The sequence below is a fragment of the Comamonas sp. Tr-654 genome (genome assembly GCF_011752915.1).
Taxonomy (GTDB): domain Bacteria; phylum Pseudomonadota; class Gammaproteobacteria; order Burkholderiales; family Burkholderiaceae_C; genus Comamonas.
The window spans coordinates 644,095-663,002 of the sequence record NZ_VWWQ01000001.1 but is presented as its reverse complement, the minus strand read 5'-3'; the positions used below and the strand labels follow the sequence as shown (position 1 = coordinate 663,002).

The window sequence follows — 18,908 nt, the reverse complement described above, 5'->3', positions numbered from 1 at the left end:
GTGATTCCTGATGGGTATTGGTGACTAGGTGCTTGAAAAAGATGCGCTCTATGTGCGAGGCAGCCAGCAAGGGCCTGGGCGGCCCCGCAGCCCCGCAGCAAAGGTTGTCGTCCCCTTGAAGGGGAAGACGCGAAGCGGCTCAGGGGGTCTCCACCCTGTATGCATGGACGGCCTCAAAAATCGGCGTATCGGCAAAGCGGAACAGGTCCAGCTGCGGCTGATCGGCATCGCATTGCGCGCTGAACAACTGCCAGGAAGGCACGACGAACATGTCGCCACGCCGCACCTGCCATTGGCGCTCGCCCACGGTCACCGTCCCCTGGCCATCAAAGACCTGGAAGACGGCAGAGCCCACTTCGCGCTTGGCACGGGTGCTGGCGCCGCGGATCACGCGGTGCATTTCGCAGCGTATGGTGGGCAGCACATCGCGGCCATTGCAGGGGTTGGTGTAGCGCACGGCTGCATGGCCAGGGCTGACCGTGGCTGGGTAGCTTTCGGCTTCGAGCGCCAGTTGTTCGGTCAGCGCGCGGTCGGTATCCACCCAGCGATAGGCCAGCAAAGGCGTGCTCGGGCTGTCCTGCAGGTGAGCTACAGGGCGCAGCCCGGGGTGAGCCCAGAGGCGCTCGGAGCGCGAGAACTCCGGCGTGACGCGTTCGTGCGGCTCCAGATGCAGGCGGCCATGCTCGAAGAACTGGGATTCGGTGTAGTAGGCATACGGAATATCCAGCCCGTCTATCCAGGCCACGGGCTGGCTGGCCGCATTGTGGTGGGCGTGCCAGTTCCAGCCGCCCTGGGGCAGAAAGTCGCCACGCGACATACGGATCGAGTCGCCGTTGACCACGGTCCACACGCCTTCACCTTCGACCACAAAGCGGAAGGCATGCTGGGTGTGACGGTGCTCGGGCGCATCTTCGCCGGGCATCAGGTACTGGATGGCAGCCCACAGCGTGGGCGTGGCAAACGGGCGGCCGCCCAGCGCTGGATTCGCCAGCGCAATCGCGCGGCGTTCGCCGCCCCGGCCCACGGGGACGATACGGCCGGCTTCATCTGCCAGCTTGAGCAGATTGTCCCAGCGCCATAAATGCGCGGCGGCCTGGCTCTTGGGGTGGGCGGGCATAAGGCCGCCGATTTCCGTCCACAGCGGCACCAGCATTTCCTGCTCGAACCCTCGGTACAGCTGCTCCAGCGCAGCGGTGGGTTCGGGTTGGCCGGGAGTGTTGCTGGCCGTGAGCTTGACCGGTGAAGGCTGGGCTTGCGCAAGGCTCATGTTTTGTCTCTTTCTTTGGTATCTGCCGGGCAGTGCGTTGCTGCCTTGCTTCTGGTTCTGACGGCCTTGAGTTGGGCTAGGAAAGGCTGCGAATCAAATAAACAGCACACTGATGATTAGCATAATGTTGATCTGTATCAGCGCTGATTGGGTGAAACCCGGTGGCGGGCTTAGCGCGAATCGGGGCGGCAGTCGTGCGAATATCGGGGTCTTTCAGTCATGGCCCTTCAACTGCCGCGCGGCAGGGCGGGCCCGGCGCCGGCCTCAAGACATGCAATACCAACCCGCAGAACTAGAAAACTATCCCGGCTATCACATCCGCAGGCTGCAGCAGATCGCGGTGGCCGTGTTTATGGAAGAAACCGAGGAGTTCGGCGTGACGCCCGTGCAGTACGCCGCCCTGTCGGCCGTGCTGCGTCAGCCGGGTATTGACCAGCGCACGCTGGCACGCAATATCGGCTTCGACACCTCCACCATAGGCAGCGTGATCGATCGCCTGGAAGCACGCGGCCTGATGGCGCGCAACGCGAGCCCTGCCGACCGACGCGTGCGTTTGCTGAGCCTGACCGAAGAGGGGGGCGATCTGCTGGTCGCTGCCGAGCCTTCGGTGCTGCGCGCCCAGCGCCGCATGCTGGAGCCTCTACCTGACGACAAACGGGCACAGTTCATGGAAATGCTGTCGCTGCTGATTCACGAGAACGACGAGTTCGCGCGCGCCCCGAGTGCGGTGGCCCAGCGCAGTGCCGAGCGCAAGCGCAGTGCGGCTGTCAAGGCGGTCAAGGGCCTCGCGGGCAAGGCGCAGGACAGCGTTAACGACTGAACCACGGACGGCAAGGAAAGACATTGGACTGGGACCATCTGCGTTTTTTTGGCGAACTGGCCCGCAGCGGCAGCATGGCTGCGGCTGCGCGGCGCATGGGAGTCGAGCACACCACGGTGTCGCGGCGCATCCAGGCGCTGGAAAAGCAGCTCGGTGCCGTGCTGTTTGCGCGCGAAGGCGGGCAGTGGCGCCTGACCGAGGCCGGGCGCCAGTTGCAGGAAGTGACCAACACCATGCAAAGCGCGGTGGACGGCCTGGAGCGAGGCCCGCTGGCGCATGCCGCGACCGCCGAAGGGCCGGCCGGGCTGGTGCGGGTGGGGGCCACCGAAGGCTTTGGCACGCAGATGCTGGCCTCCGAACTTGCTAGGCTCACGCTGCGCTATCCGCTGCTCAGCGTCGATCTGCTGGCACTGCCGCGCATGCTGCATCTGTCCAGCCGCGAGGCTGACATCGTCATCTCGCTGGAGCGGCCCAAGCGCGGCTCGGTCGTGGTGACCAAGCTGACCGACTACCGGCTGTATCTGTACGGTCAGCGTGAATATCTGGCGCGCAAGCCATTGGTGGCCAGAACCGAGGATCTGCGCCACCACAGCTTTGTTCACTATGTGGACGATCTGCTGTTCACGCGCGAGTTGCAACTGCTGGATACCTTGCACCGGCCCGAACGTTTTGCGCTGCGCAGCACCAGCATCACCGCGCAATACGAAGCCGTGCGTGCCGGCGCCGGTCTGGCCGTGCTGCCCGCATTCGTGGCCGACAAGGACCCGATACTGAGCCGTGTACTGCCAGAGCAGGCATGTTTTACGCGCACCTTCTGGATGAGCATGCCCGTGGAGTCGCGCCAGATTCCACGCATAGCCACGACTTGGAGCTTTCTGCGCGACGCCGTGCAAGGCATGCAGAAGCTGCTGCTGCCGGACTCGTGAATATTTGATAGCGGCTTTCGCTTGATGGTATTGCGGCTGAGGGGTATTGGTTGCTGAATCTCCACGCGAGATGGATGCAGTTCGGCATTGCTGCATTGGCGCTTTGCAGGCCTGAATTATGGCCACCCATGATGCACGGTCCGCATACATATACTGGGCCTGGCGGATTGCACCGGTTCTGCCTTTATCGCAGCATGCGGAGCGTGGAGCCATGCTGGGCAGTACGTCCGGGTGTCTCTTCCGGTGTGCTGTTTTTTGAAGGTTCAACATGATTGTCACAACCACTCCCTCCATCGAAGGCAAGCGCATCACCCGTTATTGCGGCGTGGTCGCGGGCGAGGCCATTCTGGGCGCCAACGTGTTCAAGGACTTCTTTGCCGGCATCCGCGACATCGTGGGTGGGCGTTCGGGCACCTACGAGCGTGAACTGCAGAGAGCGCGCGAAATTGCCCTCAAGGAACTGGAGCAGCGTGCTACCGAGGCAGGAGCCAATGCGGTGGTCGGCGTGGACCTTGATTTCGAGGTGCTGGGCCAGGGCAACGGCATGCTCATGGTCTCGGCCAGCGGCACGGCTGTCGTGGTGGAATAGGCGGTCCGCGCCCGAGCTGGCTTGATTCAAGGACGGCTGCAAACCTATTCCATGTGCAATTGCACATTTTTGGACTACTTCGAAATTTGTAGCGAAAACTCGTTGTAGAATTCGTTCCATCGTAGGGGAGTCGCCAAGCTGGTTAAGGCACTGGATTTTGATTCCAGCATGCGAAGGTTCGAATCCTTCTTCCCCTGCCAAAATTCAAAACCCTGCTCATCACCATGAGCGGGGTTTTTTGTTTCCGGACCAGGCGATGCGTAGCGTGCGTTGGTAGCGAGCCCCGAGCTTTCTGGCGCCTGCCTTGGGCATGCTGGTGCGTCTTCTGATGGTCGGCCGCACTGCCGGGTACAGGGCGGCAATGATTCAGGACAGCCATGTTGTCTGGCGGGGTCGGGCATGAGAGAAACGACGCGTAGGTTCAACGAATTGCCTAGGGTAAGTACTTACCATTTGCAGATATTTGTGCCAAACCAGCCAAACTTACCGAGCGATTTCGCCGTATCGTCGGTGGTTTGAATGGGCGCGGGAAAACAGCCGGTAGACTCTTCGCTCTTTTGTGTCGCTGTTATTCAATGAGCGTTCCCGGGCCTTTGTGAACGAGCTGAAATGCTCGCTGCCAAAGCCTGACTTTGGCAGGATTCCGGCCGAAGGTATCGCAGCGCGCTCTTGCCCTGGCCACAAGCACAGGCAAGTGCAGATAGGTTGAATATCCTGCCTGGGTGAAACAAATGTATACAGATTTGCTATCTGAAAAGACAGCTCGCTAGCAAACTGGGTTAGCTGACACAATCACTGGCAGTTGGGCGCAACTGGTGCTCGCGCCAGGCGTTTGGCCGATAGCAAACAGGAATACAAGCCGCTGGCAAATGAATGACTGCAGTTGCTGGCTGAGAGTTCTCGGGGATAGATATCTGGCACAGCGTTTGCGTAAGAGCACGGCAAGATTTGGATAGACAAGGTATGGAATATCGACTGGATGAAACGGACCGCCAGCTGCTGCGCCTGCTGCAGACCAATGCGCGCGCCTCGACCGCGCACTTGGCCCGGCAGATGAATCTGGCACGCACCACGGTGGTCGCTCGCATCGCCAAGCTGGAGCAGGAAGGCGTGATCGCCGGGTATGGTGTTCGCCTTGGCTCGCGTATGGAACAGTCTGCCGTGCGCGCCTACTGCGGCATCCGTGTCCAGCCCAAGACTGCCACTTCGGTGATGCAGGCACTCAACCGCTTCACCGAGGTGGAAGAGGTGTCTGCCGTCAGCGGACAGTACGACTACATGGTGTTTGTGCGCTGCGAGAGCAATGAAAAACTGGATGCGCTGCTTGACCGCATCGGCCTGATCGACGGCATTCAGCAGACCTATACCTCGGTGGTGCTGAGCCGCAAGATCGACCGCCGCACCACGGCCGAGGTTGTCGGCGAAACTTCAGCGTCCTGATTTCATCAGGCGCCTTCATGCAAAACGCCCGGTCTGTGCCGGGCGTTTTGCATTCAGCGGGAAGCTGGGAGCAAGGGGCTCTTGCCCCTTCGTCCCACTTTTCCAGCTTCCGGTCGTGCTCAGTCAACAAGGACCTTGGGTGCACCTGCTTCCATGCGTCCAATCACTGCGGCATCGGCAAACCCGCTGTCGGCAAAGACTTTGAGGACTTGCGGCACGGTCTCTGCAGTACAGGAAACCAGCAGGCCACCCGAAGTTTGAGGATCGGTCAGCAGTGCTTTTTGTGCGTCTGTCACGGACGACGCCAGCTGAATGTGGTCGCCGTAGGATGCCCAGTTGCGTCCAGAAGCGCCCGTGAAAATGCCTTGTTCTGCAAGCGCTCGAACACCTGGGAGCACAGGCAGCTTGGCGCTATCAATGCGCGCGCTGAGCTGGGCACCTCGGGCCAGTTCCAGGCCGTGGCCCAGCAGGCCAAAGCCCGTGACATCGGTGAGCGCATGCACGCCGTCAAGCTTGGCAAGTTCGGTACCGGGGCGGTTGAGCTTGGTGGTGGCATCCACCATGGCTCGGTAGCCCGCGTCGTCGAGCAGATTCTTCTTAAGCGCCGCCGAAAGAATGCCCACGCCCAGTGGCTTGCCCAGAATCAGCACATCGCCATCCTTGGCATCGGCATTGCGCTTCATCTGCTTGGGGTTGACGATGCCGATGCCGACCAGGCCGTAGATGGGTTCGACCGAATCAATCGAGTGGCCGCCCGCCAGCGGAATGCCAGCATCGCGGCAGACCGATTCGCCACCTTCCAGAATCTTGGCGATGACATCGTGGGGCAGAACATTGATGGGCATGCCCACAATGGCCAGCGCCATCAGCGGCGTGCCGCCCATGGCGTAGATGTCGGACAGTGCGTTGGTGGCGGCAATTCGGCCAAAGTCATAGGGGTCGTCGACGATGGGCATGAAAAAGTCCGTCGTCGCCACAATGGCCTGCTCGTCATTGATCCTGTAGACCGCCGCGTCGTCTGCGGTTTCCGTGCCTACCAGCAGATCAGGGAAAAACTGCTTGGGCAGATTGCTTTTGGCCAGCAACTCCGACAGCACGCCGGGCGCAATCTTGCAGCCACAGCCGCCGCCGTGAGACAGAGAGGTCAGGCGCGGGGTCGTGGGGGAAGCGGTTTCTTGAGTGGTGTTCATATCAATCCAGACGGCAAGCAGTACCGTTGTTGTAGCCATGTTTGTGCTTGGTCAGAAGCTCATTCTGAATGCACGGTAGGCTCTCATTATTGACTGCCTGCGGCGTGGATCTGCAGGCTTATTGTCGATTTCCTTAGAGATCTGTTTAGGTGGGGTATGAAGATAGTGCAGCAGTGTATCTGGGTGGGCTACATATATTCTTGAAATATTTAATAGATAGAGAATTAAATAATTGCGGAAATTTTATTATTTAATGGGCTTATCGAGAAATATAGGGAGTTATTTTAATAGTGATGTGATAAGGTTTTTTTTTTGATTGAGAATTTCTAATCAATCTCTCCTTGGATTGAGTTTATCTAATAGTTAAAATAAATCGATATCAATAATTCAATAGTGTACTTGCAATGTAATTGAATGTGAAGTAGGAGGTGGTGACTGCCTGTAATAAGGTTTTGCTTATGTTTTCATTTACAATCAACCGATTGGATTTCAGTGCGTCTTGAGTCCAAAAGAACGAGGATTTATCTTGGACTCAGCCCCGTCTTCTGGTGCGATCTCTGCACCACGTAGTTCACTTTCCGTTACCTTTGCGGTATGGAACGCACTTTTCCTGCGCGAAGCCGTTGCGCGCCTGAGTGCCACGCGCGGTGCCTGGGTGCTCATCGTGCTGGAGCCGGTGTTGCATGCAGGCTTCATGCTGCTGCTGTACACCGTTGTGCGTGCACGCTCCGTGGCTGGAGCCGATGTGGCCGTCTGGCTGGTTCTGGGCCTGACTGGCTACTTCACGGTACAGAACGTCTTCCAGCGGGCGATGGGTGCGGTCGATGCCAATAGGGCCTTGTTTGCCTATCGTCAGGTTCGCCCTATTGATACTGTGATTGTTCGTGCGGGACTTGAAGCAGTATTGGGCCTTTTGATACTGGTTGTGCTCCTTGGTATTTTGGCCTTTTTGGGGCGCTCTGTTATCCCAGATTCACCCATGGAGGCTATGCTCGCCTTTATTGGGTTGATTCTTTGTGCGCTGGGGATTGGTTTTGTCCTTTCCGTTCTAAGTGATCTGGTTCCCGAGGCTGGTAATCTGATGATGTTCCTGTTTCGGCCTTTGTATTTTCTGTCGGGCGCTATATTTCCGCTGTCGGCAATACCAGTTCAATATAGAGAGTGGGCTTTTTATAACCCGTTTGCACATGGACTTGAATTGCTGAGGTCCAGTTTTTTTCCAGTCTATCATGCGGCTCCAGAAGCTAATTTTAATTATCTTTTCTGGTTTGCCGCAGTTTCTATTTTCTTCGGCCTAGCTTTACAGGTTCGGTTTGCACGGAATTTGAGAGCGCAATGATTATTGTCACCGACGTACACAAGCGCTACCAGACGCCGCACGGTGCGGGGCGATGGATTCTCAAAGGAGTTAATCTATCTATCCCAGCTAAAGTTAGTGTTGGGCTGGTCGGCCGTAATGGCGCAGGTAAATCAACCTTGCTCAACCTGATTGGCGGGGTGGACATGCCCACACGCGGGACAGTAGAGCGGCGAAGCCGCGTCTCCTGGCCCATGGGCTATGGGGGCGGCCTGCAAGGTTCCCTGAGCGGTCGCCAGAACGCTAAATTTGTTGCGCGCCTGCATGGATTTGATTCGTCGCATGCCATAGCTGAAAAGATTGCCTATATACAAGATTTTTCCGAATTGGGCTCATCCTTTGATGAGCCCGTTCGCACTTATTCTGCAGGCATGAAATCACGCCTGCAGTTCGGGCTTTCCCTTGCTTTTGACTTTGATGTGTATATATCGGATGAGGCAACATCTGCTGGCGATGCTTCGTTTAGGAAAAAAGCATCTGATGCATTCAAGCGTATTGCGGATCGCTCCGGGCTTATTATGGTGTCGCATAGTGACGGCACTTTACGCGAGTTTTGTCAAGCCGGTATCTGGCTGCATGAAGGTCAGGCTCATTGGTTTGACAGCATCGAAGATGCTTTAAAGAATTACAAAGATAGTATTTCCACATGACCGATTTCTTTAACAAAGAATGCCTCAAAGGCTATTGCCAAGCCATATGGCGGATGAAGGCTCTTGCCATTGCATTGTGCGTATCCATATTGGCGATTATCTATTGGGGATTTATTGCTTCTGATAGATATGTTTCTGAAGCCCGTGTGCTGATACAGCGCACTGATATGGCGGCCTCGCAGGCAATGGATTTCAGCTCTTTGCTGGCTGGGGGGGATGGCATATCGCGAGCCGATCAGATGCTGCTGCGCGATCGGTTGCTGTCTGTCGATATGTTGCAGCAGCTGGATAAAGAGTTGAATCTACGCGAGCACTACAGCAGCCACGATCACGACATTCTTTCGCGCATGTTTTTCCATGATGCTTCTCTGGAGTTTTTTCACCGGCACTTTCTATCGCGTATCAGTGTGGAATATGACGAATACGCCGGTGTGCTGGTCATCCAGGCCCAGGCCTATGACGCAGAGATGGCCCGCAAGATCACCAGCGCACTGGTTCATGAGGGCGAGCGCTATATGAACTCGCTGGGCCATCAACTGGCACAGGAGCAGGTGAATTTTCTGGAAAAGCAGGTCAAGGAGCGCGGTGAGCATGCGCTGAACGCGCGCCAGCGTGTGCTGGCCTTCCAGAATGCCAAGGGCCTGATTTCACCGCAGTCCGCAGCCGAAAACCTGGCCGGCGTGGTCAACAAGCTGGATGAACAGTTGACTGAACTTAGCGCGCGCAAGACTGCATTGCTTGGCTATCTGGCCCCTACAGCGCCCGCTGTCGTGGAGGTCGATCTGCAGATACAGGCCGTGGAAAAACAGATCAAGACAGAGAAAGCACGTTTGACTAGCGCCAAAGGGCAGTCGCTGAACAAGACCGTTGAGGAGTACCAGCGCCTGGAGCTGGAGGCCCAGTTTCAGCAGGATGCCTACAAGAGCGCCTTGGTTGCGCTTGAAAAAGGCAGGGTGGAAGCAACGCGTACTTTAAAAAAGGTGCTGGTGCTGCAAAGCCCATCGATGCCTGAATATCCTCTGCGTCCCCGCCGCCTCTACAACATTGCCACCTTTATCCTCGGTGCCTTGCTGCTGGCTGGGCTGGTGCAATTGCTGGTATCCATCGTGCGCGATCACCGCGACTGATTTTTGAATTTTTCGAGTTTTATCATGCAACGTTTTATCGCGCGTACCTGTATCGGCTCGGCAGTTGCGGTGCTGCTGACCGGTTTGGCTCCGGCTCAGGCCCAGATCTCACAAGCTGGTTCCGGCCAGGATACATCGGCATCCAGTATTGACCCTTTCCAGATCAATCAGGCGCTAGGGCTGGTTCCTTCTGGTGGGACTTCCAGCGATGCTTCGGCAAGCCGCTCCGGTGCTGTCGTCCCCATGCAGTCTCCTATGTTGCCGCAAGCGCCCCAGACGGCCGATTACACCGCCAACCTCAAAAGCGATGTCTTTGGGGCGAACCTGTTTACCGGCAACTTTGCACGTGCAGGGGCAACCCAGTTCAACCCCGATTATCTGGTCGCGGTAGGTGACCGCATTCATCTACGCCTGTGGGGCGGTTTTGCCTTTGACAGCGTGGCCGCTGTCGACCCGCAAGGCAATATCTTCCTGCCCCAGGTCGGGCCTATCAAGGTGCTGGGCATTGCCAACAAAAATCTCCAGCAGCAGGTAGAGGCTGCGGTGCGCCGTGTGTTCCGCGCCAATGTCTACAGCTATGCCAGCCTGGCGGCAGCGCAACCGGTGCGCATCTTTGTGGGCGGTAATGTCATGCGTCCTGGCCTGTACAACGGCACCAGCATGGACAGCCTGCTCAACTACCTGGATCAGGCGGGCGGCATCGACCCCGAGCGGGGCAGCTTTCTGACCGTTCAGGTCAAGCGCGGCAGTTCAGTACGAGCCACTTTTAACCTTTACGACTTTCTGCTCAAGGGCCAGCTACCGCTGCTGCAGCTCAATGATGGAGATGTGATTTTTGTTCCCCCTATTGCCAACCGGGTCCGCGTATCGGGTCTTGTAAACAACGCCAAGCGCTTCGAGTTTGCTCAGGGTTCTGAAACCGTCGCCCAGTTGATGCAATTGGCCAAGCCACAAGCCCAGGCCACCCATGTGCGTATTGCACGCAATACCGGAACCGTGAAGAACACCGAGTACTACCCGTTGCAGGAAGCCAATGCCTTGGTACTGCAAAACGGCGACGAACTGGAATTCACGGCGGACAAGAAGCCCGGCACCATTACTGTGCGTGTCGAAGGCGAGCATATGAATTCGCAGGAGTATGTGCTGCCCTATGGCACACGCCTGGGTGCTCTGATGCAGAGCATTCAGACCTCGGCAGATGCCGAGCCTGAAAGCATTCAGCTCTTCCGCCAGAGCGTCAAGGATCGCCAGAAGGAGATGCTGGCTACCAGCTTGCGCAGCCTGGAAACGGCACTGCTCACGGCTCGCAGTGGCAGCAGCGAAGAGGCCCGGCTGCGCAAGGATGAGGCCGATCTGACCCTGCAATGGGTGGAGCGTGCCAAGAAGGTGGAACCCACTGGTCAGGTGCAGATTGCACAGGCCGCGCAACGCGACAACATGTTGCTGGAAAACGGCGACGTCATTCGCATCCCGCGAAAGGATGGCCTCGTGCTGGTCAGTGGTGAAGTTCTCTTCCCCAATGCAGTGGCATTCGACGGCTCTTTGAGCCTCAAGGACTATATCGATCGTGCAGGCGGCTTTACCCAGACAGCGGACGCGGCTCGCGTCGTTGTTGCACACCGGGATGGGGCATTCGAGCAGGTAGATACCGGCAAGCTTTTTGAAAATACCCGGCTGAAGGCCGGCGACCAGGTGCTGGTGTTGCCCAAGGTGGATGAGAAAAAGCGCCAGTTCTGGAAGGACATCACTCAGATCATGTACCAGATCGCGATTGGCGCGAAGGTCGTGTTCGGTCTTTGATTTTTCTGATTTTTTGAAGAGCTATGAACAAAATTATTGTGGTGGGACACCCTCAGTCAGGCTTTGATGGGGTGGAGGAGTTGCTTCTGGATAGTGGTATGGCCGAGGCCAATCCATCCAGACGTGAAGGGTTCATGCCGGCGCAGATCAGTGAAACCCTGGTCAAGGTGCATGGCTCGGTACCGGTGCAGCAGGTATGCGTTGCCGACCAGCTTGCGCAGATCGAAGTGGCACCGGTCTGGCAGGGCTTGGCGCTGGATTTGATGCTGGCGAATATGGAGCAGCCTTTGTGGGGCTGGGCTGATGCACAAGCGGTCTATCTGCTGGATTACTGGAAGTCGCAAGACCCGCAGACGGTGTTCGTCCTGGTATTTGACGAGCCGCAAAGCGTATTCACGCGCCAAGCCTTGGAGCACGCTGATGCCAGCCCGCAAGAGCAGGAGGCCCGAATCAATGGCTGGATTGCCTACAACTCAGCCTTGCTGCATTTTCATCTGCGACATCCTGAGCGCAGTTTGCTTGTTCACGCACAGCAGGTGCAAACATCGGCGCAGAGCTATTTGCAGCAACTTAGCTTGCATGTGGACGCTCAGCTTTGCTTGCCCAGCGAAGCAGTGCAGTCAGAGGTTGAAGGCCAGAATCAGGAATTGAGCAACGACAAAATTCAGATCAGAACTGGCGCGGTGGGCAAGCCAAAGCAAGCGCTGGATGGCAATGCATTGGCTCAATGGCTTGCGCAGCAACTGTTGGAGGACTATCCGCAGGCTATCGAGCTTTATGAGCAGTTGCAGGCTGCCGCATCGATGCCCCAACGCAGTCAGGGTCAGGCAGGCAGGCAAATGCTCGCATCGACCGCACAGGCCAATCGCAGATATCAGGCTTGGTCGGCCTTTGTCGCTCAACAAAGCGCCATGCAGGCCCAGGCAAAACATCTGTTGCAACTGGACAAAGAGCTGGATGGGCAGGCTCTGCAGGTGCAGCAACGTGAGAGGCAGATCGAGCAGTTGAATCAGGCGGGTGCCAGAGCAGAGCAGTATGCGCAGGAGCAAGAGCGCAAGCTGGTTGCCAAGCGCACGGAACTGCAGTCCAGTGAGCAGGAAAATCAACTGTTGTTGAAGCAACTGCACAAAGTGCAGGAAGAGCTTGAAAGTCGATACCACCAAGCCGTGCAGCAGGAAAAGGCTTTGACAGAGCTGAACAAAGTCAAGGCTGATCTGAAAGCTGCGCGGGAAAAGGCCTTGGCCGAATTGAAAGTCGCGCAAGATAAAGCGGTGCAACTGCAGCAAAGCGAAGCACGACTCAAAACACAGTTGCAAGGCCAATTTGCGAGAGGTTCTACCGTCGATGATCTGAAAAAAGAAAACGAGCTGCTGCTGAACCAATTGCACAAGGTGCAGGAAGAGTTGGAGCGCCACTTCCTGGAAAACAGCAAGCTCAAAGCCGCGCAGAAGCCGCAGCCCGCGGCGATTTACGGCGCAGCGGATCGTGTGAAGCAGCAACTCTCTTATCGGCTGGGTGCCGCCATGATCAGGCAATCGCGTAGTTTGGGCGGCTGGTTGAACATGCCATTTGCCTTGAGTGCCGAGACCAAGCGTTTCCGGCAGGACCAGGCAGCACGCAAAGACCTGAAGCTGCCACCGATTGCCCAATATCGTGATGCGTACGAGGCAGAGGTTATCAAGCGGCATCTTTCCTACCGCTTGGGCGCGCGCTTTCTGACCAATACCAAAACGCTGGGCGGCCGGATTTCTCTGCCTTGGAGCCTGTATGCGGAAGTGAAGGCATTCAGAAAAGATCGCCAGTCGCACTGAGGCTTTGCATGCACACATCGGAGCCACTGAGTGTGGCTGAAATGGCAGAATTTTATGAGTAGCCCAATGAACACCATCATCCACTGGCTGGAGCATTTGAATGTACTGATGCCCTCTGGACATATTGCCCTGGTGGGGGCAGGCAACGGCAAAGGCGTCTGGGCCCAATGGCTTGTACACCAAGCTGGCAAGTCGAGAGTGACATTGATCGAGGCGGAGCCCACGCAATATTCGACCTTGCAGCGCACATTGAAATCGTTGGGTGAACATGCTCGACACTGCGAAATACGCAATGCCTTGGTTGGAGCACAACCAGGTCCGGCTTCCTTTTTTGTCACCAGCAGCCAGCAGGAAAGTGGCCTGTTGGATCCCCAGTCGCTCTTGAATCTTTGGCCGAATCTTCAAACCGAAGAGATTAGAGAGCTGAGCGCCATTACCCTGGACACGGTGTATGGTGATCCAAGTGGAGACGCCGAGCTGCCATTGGATGAACGACATTGGGTGATTATTGACTGCCTGCCATCAGGGGAGCTGCTGCGCGCGTCTTGCAAGCTGGAGCTGGTGGATGTAGTCATTGCAAGAGTCTTGCTGGGCGAGCGGCATGCAGTGCCTGATGGCGCAAGTCTTGAAGAAGTGGCAGAACTTCTTCAGCAAAATGGCATGTTGCAGATAGCCGTCGAAGCCACTCGTCATCCTGGCATCGGGTATGCATTGTTTGTGCGCGACGTCAGGTTGGCTTTGCATGCCCAGGTGCAAAAGCATCACAGCGAGAGCCAAGAGCTACGTCTCAACAGCGAAGAGCAGGCGAAATTGTTGGTGGAGTTTCGGGCAAAGACAGAACAATTGATGCAGTCCAAGCTGGTTGTGGAGCAGCAATCGCAGGAGCGCGCTCAGCAACTGGAGCAGTTGGGCAAGGCGCGTGATGAACAGACCAAGCTAGCGCAGGATCGTTTGGCTCAGATTGAGCGGCTGACCCAGGCCAAGGCTGCAGTTGAAAAGCAGTCGCAGGAGCGTCTGGTGCAGACCGAGCAACTGACCCAGGCCAAGACTGCAGCTGAAAAGCAGTTGCAGGAGCGAGCGCAACAACTGGAGCAGCTCACCAAGGCACGTGACGAGCAAGTCAAGTTGGCGCAGGAGCGTCTGGTGCAGACTGAGCAACTGACCCAGGCCAAGGCGGCTGCCGAAAAGCAGTCACAGGAACGAGGGCAGCAGCTGGAGCAGCTCGGCAAGGCACGTGACGAGCAAGCCAGGCTGGCGCAGGAGCGCCAGGTGCAGATCGAGCAACTGAAAGTCGTTTCGACAGCACTTCAAAAAAATGAAGTTCAGGAGAAGCAGTTCAAAGAATTTCAGCAGCAGCTGGAAAGCTCTCTTGGAGAGCGGATCGGCAAAGTCCTGGCGGGCCAGATCGATGCCGGTGTCAAGGCTCAGACAGAAGCTTTCTTGAAGTTACTTCAAAGCAATCTGTCTGAAACCAAAGAGGGCTTGCAAGGGGTAGTCAATGCCTCGGAAACAAAAGTCAAGAATGAGTTAGGAAAAGGCTTGGCCAATTCAGTCAAGCAGCTGGAATCATTTATGAATATCCAGAGCTTCTTTTCCAGCGGAGATTTTTTCTCGGATTTTCACGGTTGGCCTATAAGCCCGGATATTGGGGTTTTCTTATTGGAAAAAATGAGGTCACAGAATTACGACCTCATCATTGAGTTTGGAAGTGGAACTTCCACGGCACTTTTTGCAAAAGCGGCTGAAGCGATGAGTGGAAAAACGCAAAAATCGGCAGTGCCAAAAACACTGAAGACCGAGATTGTGACATTCGAGCACAACCAGCTCTACCATGAAAAAACTCAAAAAATGCTGCGGGCAAGAAAGCTCGATTGGTATGTCAATCTGATACATGCACCTTTAATTGACTGGAAGGATGAACGCCAGGATTATTTGTATTATGACTGCCAATCTGTCTTGGAAGATTTGGCTGAGAAGTACAAGTCTCAGAAAATAAAGATCCTGGTATTGGTTGATGGTCCTCCAGGGTCTACATGTAAAAATGCCCGGTATCCAGCGGTGCCTATTATATTTAATGCGTTTGCCAAGCAATCGATCGATATCGTGCTGGATGATGCAAGCAGGCCTGAGGAAAAAGCTACGATAGATTTGTGGCGGGAATTCTATAAAAAACGCTCTATTGCAATAGAGGAATCTTCAATCCCTAGTGAAAAAGGGATTCATATTTCTAGTCAAATAATTTAATTTTTGAATTTTATGAAAATACTTAGTGAAGCAATAGGTTTTTATCAGAAAAAGGAATACCCAAAAGCTCTTGAACTATTCAAGAAGGCTGCAGGTATTTATGGAGATTCGCTGGTTGAGGTGAATATTGCTTTATGTCAAAGGAATATTGCTGGAGGCTACCCTTCAAAAAAAGAAGCGGAACCAAGAGCCAAATCATCCACTTCCACTGAACTTGACCCCGCTACAAAATTCATGCTCGCCTCCATGGGTGAATTGGATTTGACGGAAACGGAAAAGCAGGAGTGCCTGAAAAAATATCAAGCTCTGACAAGCCGTAAGTCTGAAGACGCCGAGACAAAGACTGTTAATCCGATCCCGGCTGACTGGCCAAAAGATCTGGTTTTGGCAAAACTGCCTGATAGCACTAACGACTTTCTCTGGAGTAGTGCAAGAAAAAAAGATCAAGAAATTGTCCCAGCAGATAATCCGGCGGGTCTGAGCATTGTTGTTCCGACGTTTAACCGTACGAATATTCTTGATATAACGCTCGCTTGTCTTGTCAATCAGGAAACGAAATATGCATTTGAGGTAATCGTTGCAGACGATGGAAGCAAAGAGGATATCAGCGAGGTTGTTCGGAGGTATGAATCACTTCTAGATATCAAGTATGTCCGACAGAAGGATTACGGCTATCAACTGTGTGCTGTACGTAATTTAGGACTGAGAACTGGAAAATACGATTTCGTGGCAATTCTCGATTGCGACATGGCTCCCAATATTAAATGGGTCGAGTCGTATATGAGTCTGCTGGTTGACAATGATGATGTCGCTCTAATAGGGCCTCGTAAATATGTGGATACGAGTCATCTATCTGCGGAAGACATCAGAGGCAACAAGTCGCTTATAGAGCGTCTACCGGAAGTCAGGACCAATAACAGCGTGGCTGGTAAGACACAAGCTGACATGTCAGTTGACTGGCGACTGGAGCACTTCCGTGCAACGGAGGATCTGAGGCTATGTGATACCCCATTTCGCTTCTTCAGTGGCGGTAATGTGGCATTTGCAAGGAAGTGGCTTGAACGTGCCGGTTGGTTCGATGAGGAATTCACTCATTGGGGTGGAGAAGACAATGAGTTCGGTTACCGCTTGTATAGGGAAGGCTGCTTCTTTAGAGCGGTATGGGGTGGTATGGCCTATCATCAGGAACCGCCTGGAAAAGAGAATGAAACGGATCGGGCAGAGGGGAAAAAGATCACTATTAATATAGTGAAAGAAAAGGTGCCTTATTTTTATAGAAAGCCTGCACCGTTAAATGGTTCTTCCATTCATAAGCGACCATTGGTTTCTATCTATATTCCGGCACACAACTGTGCTGATCATATTGTGCGATGCGTGGACAGTGCACTCAATCAGACCATCGTTGATCTGGAAGTCTGTATTTGCAACGATGGGTCGACAGATAACACGTTGGAGATATTGGAGAAGAATTACGGTTCTAATCCGAGAGTAAGATATGTCACGAAGAAAAATGGGGGCATTGGCGCTGCATCTAATTCTGCGGTGAAAATGGCACGTGGATATTACATTGGTCAGCTTGATTCTGATGATTATCTTGAGCCGGATGCGGTGGAGATATGTCTTAAAGAGTTTTTTGCCGATCGACGCTTGGCCTGCGTTTATACAACAAATCGTAATGTAAAACCTGACGGAACATTGATTGCCAAGGGGTATAACTGGCCGGTATTTTCTCGTGAAAAATTAACAACAGCCATGATTGCTCATCACTTCCGGATGTTTACCGCAAGAGTCTGGAATCTGACTTCTGGATTTGATCAATCGATCACAAATGCTGTTGACTATGATATGTATCTAAAACTCAGCGAGGTCGGACCATTCAAGCATGTCAATAAAATTAGTTATAATCGAGTTCTACATGGAGAAAATACTTCGATTAAAAAGTTAGATCAGCAAAAAATAAATCACTTTCTGGTGGTGAATAGCTCATTACGGAGACAGCAGAACGCTGGTTACAATTATTCTCCTGCCGAAGGTGATGATGTTGCATCTAGAAAGTATCTCTTTAAGAGGGTGTAAATGAAAATTAGTGCTATTGTAAATTGTTTTAATGAAGAAGACTTTATATATTATTCTCTAGGATCTATATATAAAAATGTCGATGAAATAGTTGTTGTGGATAATAAATCCGATGATAAAACTCCTGAAATAATTGAGAATTTCATCGCAAAAAATGATAATGAAAGAAAGGTTAAGTTTTTTCCCTTGCAGTCGAGAATGCAGTTGGCTGCAGTTAGGAATTTTGCTTTAAGTAAATCATCTAATGAATGGACCATCAAGTGGGATGGCGATTTTTGTGCTTTCGATAGTAATGATGAACTTGCGCAAAAATGTGCGGCATTTTCGAACCTGATTGATATAGTCAAGCAAAAGTCAGATATCTGCGATTTTTTTCTTCTCTATAGTTTGAATGTTTGTGGTGACATTTATCACTATGACTCAACAAGGAAGTATTTAGGCTTAAGTGGTGACTCTTTCATTGGTAAGAAAAGCTGTATTAAATATGATGTAAACGAAAAATATGGAGACGTGGGTATTCTTAGGAGGCCTGATGGCACTAGTCCAAGAATGATGTATTTAAATAATCCAGATGTAAATGACATGTACTTCTTACACTTCTATGGTGTGAAGGATGATCGTTACCTTCTGTACAGACGATTCTTGTCTGAATACCAAGTATGGATTGCAAATAATGAAATGATTGACTTTTGGGAGTGGATGTCTGTAGTGAAAAACTATGACTCATCCTCTGGAGTTTCTTATGTGCGAAAGAAAATGTTGGAGAACATGATAAAGCACAACATAAGTCTTCCAAAAATTATTAATCCTATTATTGAAAATCCAAGGTATCTTATAAAATACGAAAATGAGATCGTATCCGATAGAATTTCTTTCTTTTAGCTCTAGAGGGTAATTTATGTTTCTTATCACAATGGCTGGACTAAGTAGTCGCTTTAAAAAAGCAGGCTATTCTCTGCCTAAATATGCTTTGGAATACAAGGGTGTTACCATCTTTGAATGGGCGGTTAGGTCATTTGAAAAATACTTTGAGGATGAGTTATTTGTTTTTGTTCTGCGTCCAGATGATTTTGCCGCTGCATTTGTAGAAGATTTAGTAAGAAAACTTGGCGTAAAAAAATATAAAATAATAAAATTAGATCGAGACACCAGGGGGCAGGCGGAGACTGCCTATCTCGCATTGAAAGAATTCAATGAAGACTTCCCTGTGACGATTTTTAATATAGATACCATTCGCTATGGATATATAAAGCCTGGATTCCTGTCAAATTGCGATGGTTATCTGGAGGTGTTTCTCGGTGAAGGCGATCACTGGTCTTTTGTTGAGCCTGGACCTGATTTTACAGTAACGCGAACCACAGAGAAAGAGAGAATATCTGATTTGTGCAGTGATGGACTTTATTATTTCAAGAGTCATATTGAATTTTGCGGAATTTTCGAAGATGCACTGAATGCGGGTGAGAAAAATAAGGGTGAGTTTTATATTGCTCCTTTATATAATAAAATGATTAAAAAAGGGTTGAAAATCAACTATGATATTATTGATGCCGATCAGATTGATTTTTGTGGCACTCCTGAAGAATACGAGATTCTTCTGAGAGAGGAGTGATT

General features: G+C 53.0%; 15 protein-coding genes and 1 tRNA gene. 14 read left to right on the top strand and 2 right to left on the bottom strand.

Going from position 1 to position 18,908, the window contains the following annotated elements; translation table 11 throughout:
• Nucleotides 1-139: 139 nt before the first annotated feature.
• Nucleotides 140-1,267, bottom strand: coding sequence for a cupin domain-containing protein (locus F3J24_RS02895; RefSeq protein ID WP_167002549.1), 1,128 nt, complete (start codon nt 1,265-1,267; stop codon nt 140-142).
• Nucleotides 1,268-1,538: 271 nt separating this feature from the next.
• On the opposite strand from F3J24_RS02895, the gene F3J24_RS02890 reads away from it, so the two are divergent.
• The 5 genes from F3J24_RS02890 to F3J24_RS02870 all read left to right on the top strand — a co-directional run bounded on the left by F3J24_RS02890 (nt 1,539) and on the right by F3J24_RS02870 (nt 5,042).
• Entirely contained in the window at nt 1,539-2,087 is a 549-nt protein-coding gene (locus tag F3J24_RS02890) for a MarR family winged helix-turn-helix transcriptional regulator (RefSeq protein ID WP_167002547.1), read from the top strand.
• A gap of 23 nt (nt 2,088-2,110) precedes the next feature.
• Entirely contained in the window at nt 2,111-3,013 is a 903-nt protein-coding gene (locus tag F3J24_RS02885) for a LysR family transcriptional regulator (RefSeq protein WP_043003771.1), read from the top strand.
• Between the two features lie 268 nt (nt 3,014-3,281).
• Nucleotides 3,282-3,602, top strand: coding sequence for a heavy metal-binding domain-containing protein (locus tag F3J24_RS02880; RefSeq protein WP_167002545.1), 321 nt, complete (start codon nt 3,282-3,284; stop codon nt 3,600-3,602).
• Nucleotides 3,603-3,725: 123 nt separating this feature from the next.
• Nucleotides 3,726-3,802 (top strand) — tRNA-Gln (locus tag F3J24_RS02875).
• A 763-nt stretch (nt 3,803-4,565) separates the two neighbouring features.
• Nucleotides 4,566-5,042, top strand: a complete 477-nt coding sequence (locus tag F3J24_RS02870) for an Lrp/AsnC family transcriptional regulator (protein ID WP_167002543.1) — start codon at nt 4,566-4,568, stop codon at nt 5,040-5,042.
• A 119-nt stretch (nt 5,043-5,161) separates the two neighbouring features.
• Here F3J24_RS02870 and selD read toward each other — a convergent pair whose 3' ends face one another.
• Nucleotides 5,162-6,232: a selenide, water dikinase SelD gene (selD, locus tag F3J24_RS02865; RefSeq protein WP_167002541.1), complete on the bottom strand. Its 1,071-nt coding sequence runs from the start codon at nt 6,230-6,232 to the stop codon at nt 5,162-5,164.
• Between the two features lie 526 nt (nt 6,233-6,758).
• On the opposite strand from selD, the gene F3J24_RS02860 reads away from it, so the two are divergent.
• From F3J24_RS02860 to F3J24_RS02820, 9 genes are all read left to right on the top strand, one after another.
• Complete coding sequence (locus F3J24_RS02860) at nt 6,759-7,571, top strand: ABC transporter permease (RefSeq protein ID WP_205244579.1); 813 nt, start codon at nt 6,759-6,761, stop codon at nt 7,569-7,571.
• On the top strand, nt 7,568-8,239 hold the full coding sequence (locus tag F3J24_RS02855) for an ABC transporter ATP-binding protein (RefSeq protein ID WP_167002539.1): 672 nt from the start codon (nt 7,568-7,570) through the stop codon (nt 8,237-8,239). The genes F3J24_RS02860 and F3J24_RS02855 overlap by 4 nt, the downstream gene beginning before the upstream one ends.
• A gap of 239 nt (nt 8,240-8,478) precedes the next feature.
• Nucleotides 8,479-9,366: a chain-length determining protein gene (locus tag F3J24_RS02850; RefSeq protein ID WP_240154222.1), complete on the top strand. Its 888-nt coding sequence runs from the start codon at nt 8,479-8,481 to the stop codon at nt 9,364-9,366.
• A gap of 24 nt (nt 9,367-9,390) precedes the next feature.
• Entirely contained in the window at nt 9,391-11,166 is a 1,776-nt protein-coding gene (locus F3J24_RS02845) for an SLBB domain-containing protein (protein ID WP_205244578.1), read from the top strand.
• Nucleotides 11,167-11,189: 23 nt separating this feature from the next.
• Entirely contained in the window at nt 11,190-12,977 is a 1,788-nt protein-coding gene (locus F3J24_RS02840) for a chromosome partitioning protein ParA (RefSeq protein ID WP_167002535.1), read from the top strand.
• Nucleotides 12,978-13,043: 66 nt separating this feature from the next.
• A complete protein-coding gene (locus F3J24_RS02835; RefSeq protein WP_167002533.1) occupies nt 13,044-15,221 on the top strand; it encodes a hypothetical protein in 2,178 nt (725 codons plus the stop codon).
• Between the two features lie 12 nt (nt 15,222-15,233).
• Entirely contained in the window at nt 15,234-17,297 is a 2,064-nt protein-coding gene (locus F3J24_RS02830) for a glycosyltransferase (RefSeq protein ID WP_167002531.1), read from the top strand.
• Nucleotides 17,298-18,179 carry a glycosyltransferase family 2 protein gene (locus F3J24_RS02825; protein WP_167002529.1) on the top strand — a complete coding sequence of 294 codons (882 nt, stop codon included), beginning with the start codon at nt 17,298-17,300 and terminating at the stop codon, nt 18,177-18,179.
• Between the two features lie 16 nt (nt 18,180-18,195).
• Nucleotides 18,196-18,906 (top strand): glycosyltransferase family 2 protein, encoded by a 711-nt coding sequence (locus F3J24_RS02820; protein ID WP_167002528.1) that lies wholly within the window; start codon nt 18,196-18,198, stop codon nt 18,904-18,906.
• The last annotated feature ends 2 nt before the right edge of the window (nt 18,907-18,908 follow it).

Excerpts from the sequence above, each read along its gene's own strand:
- F3J24_RS02870 (WP_167002543.1), top strand. The coding sequence starts at position 4,566 with ATGGAATATCGACTGGATGAAACGGACCGCCAGCTGCTGCGCCTGCTG.
- F3J24_RS02825 (WP_167002529.1), top strand. The coding sequence starts at position 17,298 with ATGAAAATTAGTGCTATTGTAAATTGTTTTAATGAAGAAGACTTTATA.
- F3J24_RS02835 (WP_167002533.1), top strand. The coding sequence starts at position 13,044 with ATGAACACCATCATCCACTGGCTGGAGCATTTGAATGTACTGATGCCC.
- F3J24_RS02845 (WP_205244578.1), top strand. The coding sequence starts at position 9,391 with ATGCAACGTTTTATCGCGCGTACCTGTATCGGCTCGGCAGTTGCGGTG.
- F3J24_RS02895 (WP_167002549.1), bottom strand. The coding sequence starts at position 1,267 with ATGAGCCTTGCGCAAGCCCAGCCTTCACCGGTCAAGCTCACGGCCAGC.
- F3J24_RS02880 (WP_167002545.1), top strand. The coding sequence starts at position 3,282 with ATGATTGTCACAACCACTCCCTCCATCGAAGGCAAGCGCATCACCCGT.
- F3J24_RS02890 (WP_167002547.1), top strand. The coding sequence starts at position 1,539 with ATGCAATACCAACCCGCAGAACTAGAAAACTATCCCGGCTATCACATC.
- F3J24_RS02840 (WP_167002535.1), top strand. The coding sequence starts at position 11,190 with ATGAACAAAATTATTGTGGTGGGACACCCTCAGTCAGGCTTTGATGGG.
- F3J24_RS02850 (WP_240154222.1), top strand. The coding sequence starts at position 8,479 with ATGCTGCTGCGCGATCGGTTGCTGTCTGTCGATATGTTGCAGCAGCTG.
- selD (WP_167002541.1), bottom strand. The coding sequence starts at position 6,232 with ATGAACACCACTCAAGAAACCGCTTCCCCCACGACCCCGCGCCTGACC.
- F3J24_RS02830 (WP_167002531.1), top strand. The coding sequence starts at position 15,234 with ATGAAAATACTTAGTGAAGCAATAGGTTTTTATCAGAAAAAGGAATAC.
- F3J24_RS02855 (WP_167002539.1), top strand. The coding sequence starts at position 7,568 with ATGATTATTGTCACCGACGTACACAAGCGCTACCAGACGCCGCACGGT.
- F3J24_RS02820 (WP_167002528.1), top strand. The coding sequence starts at position 18,196 with ATGTTTCTTATCACAATGGCTGGACTAAGTAGTCGCTTTAAAAAAGCA.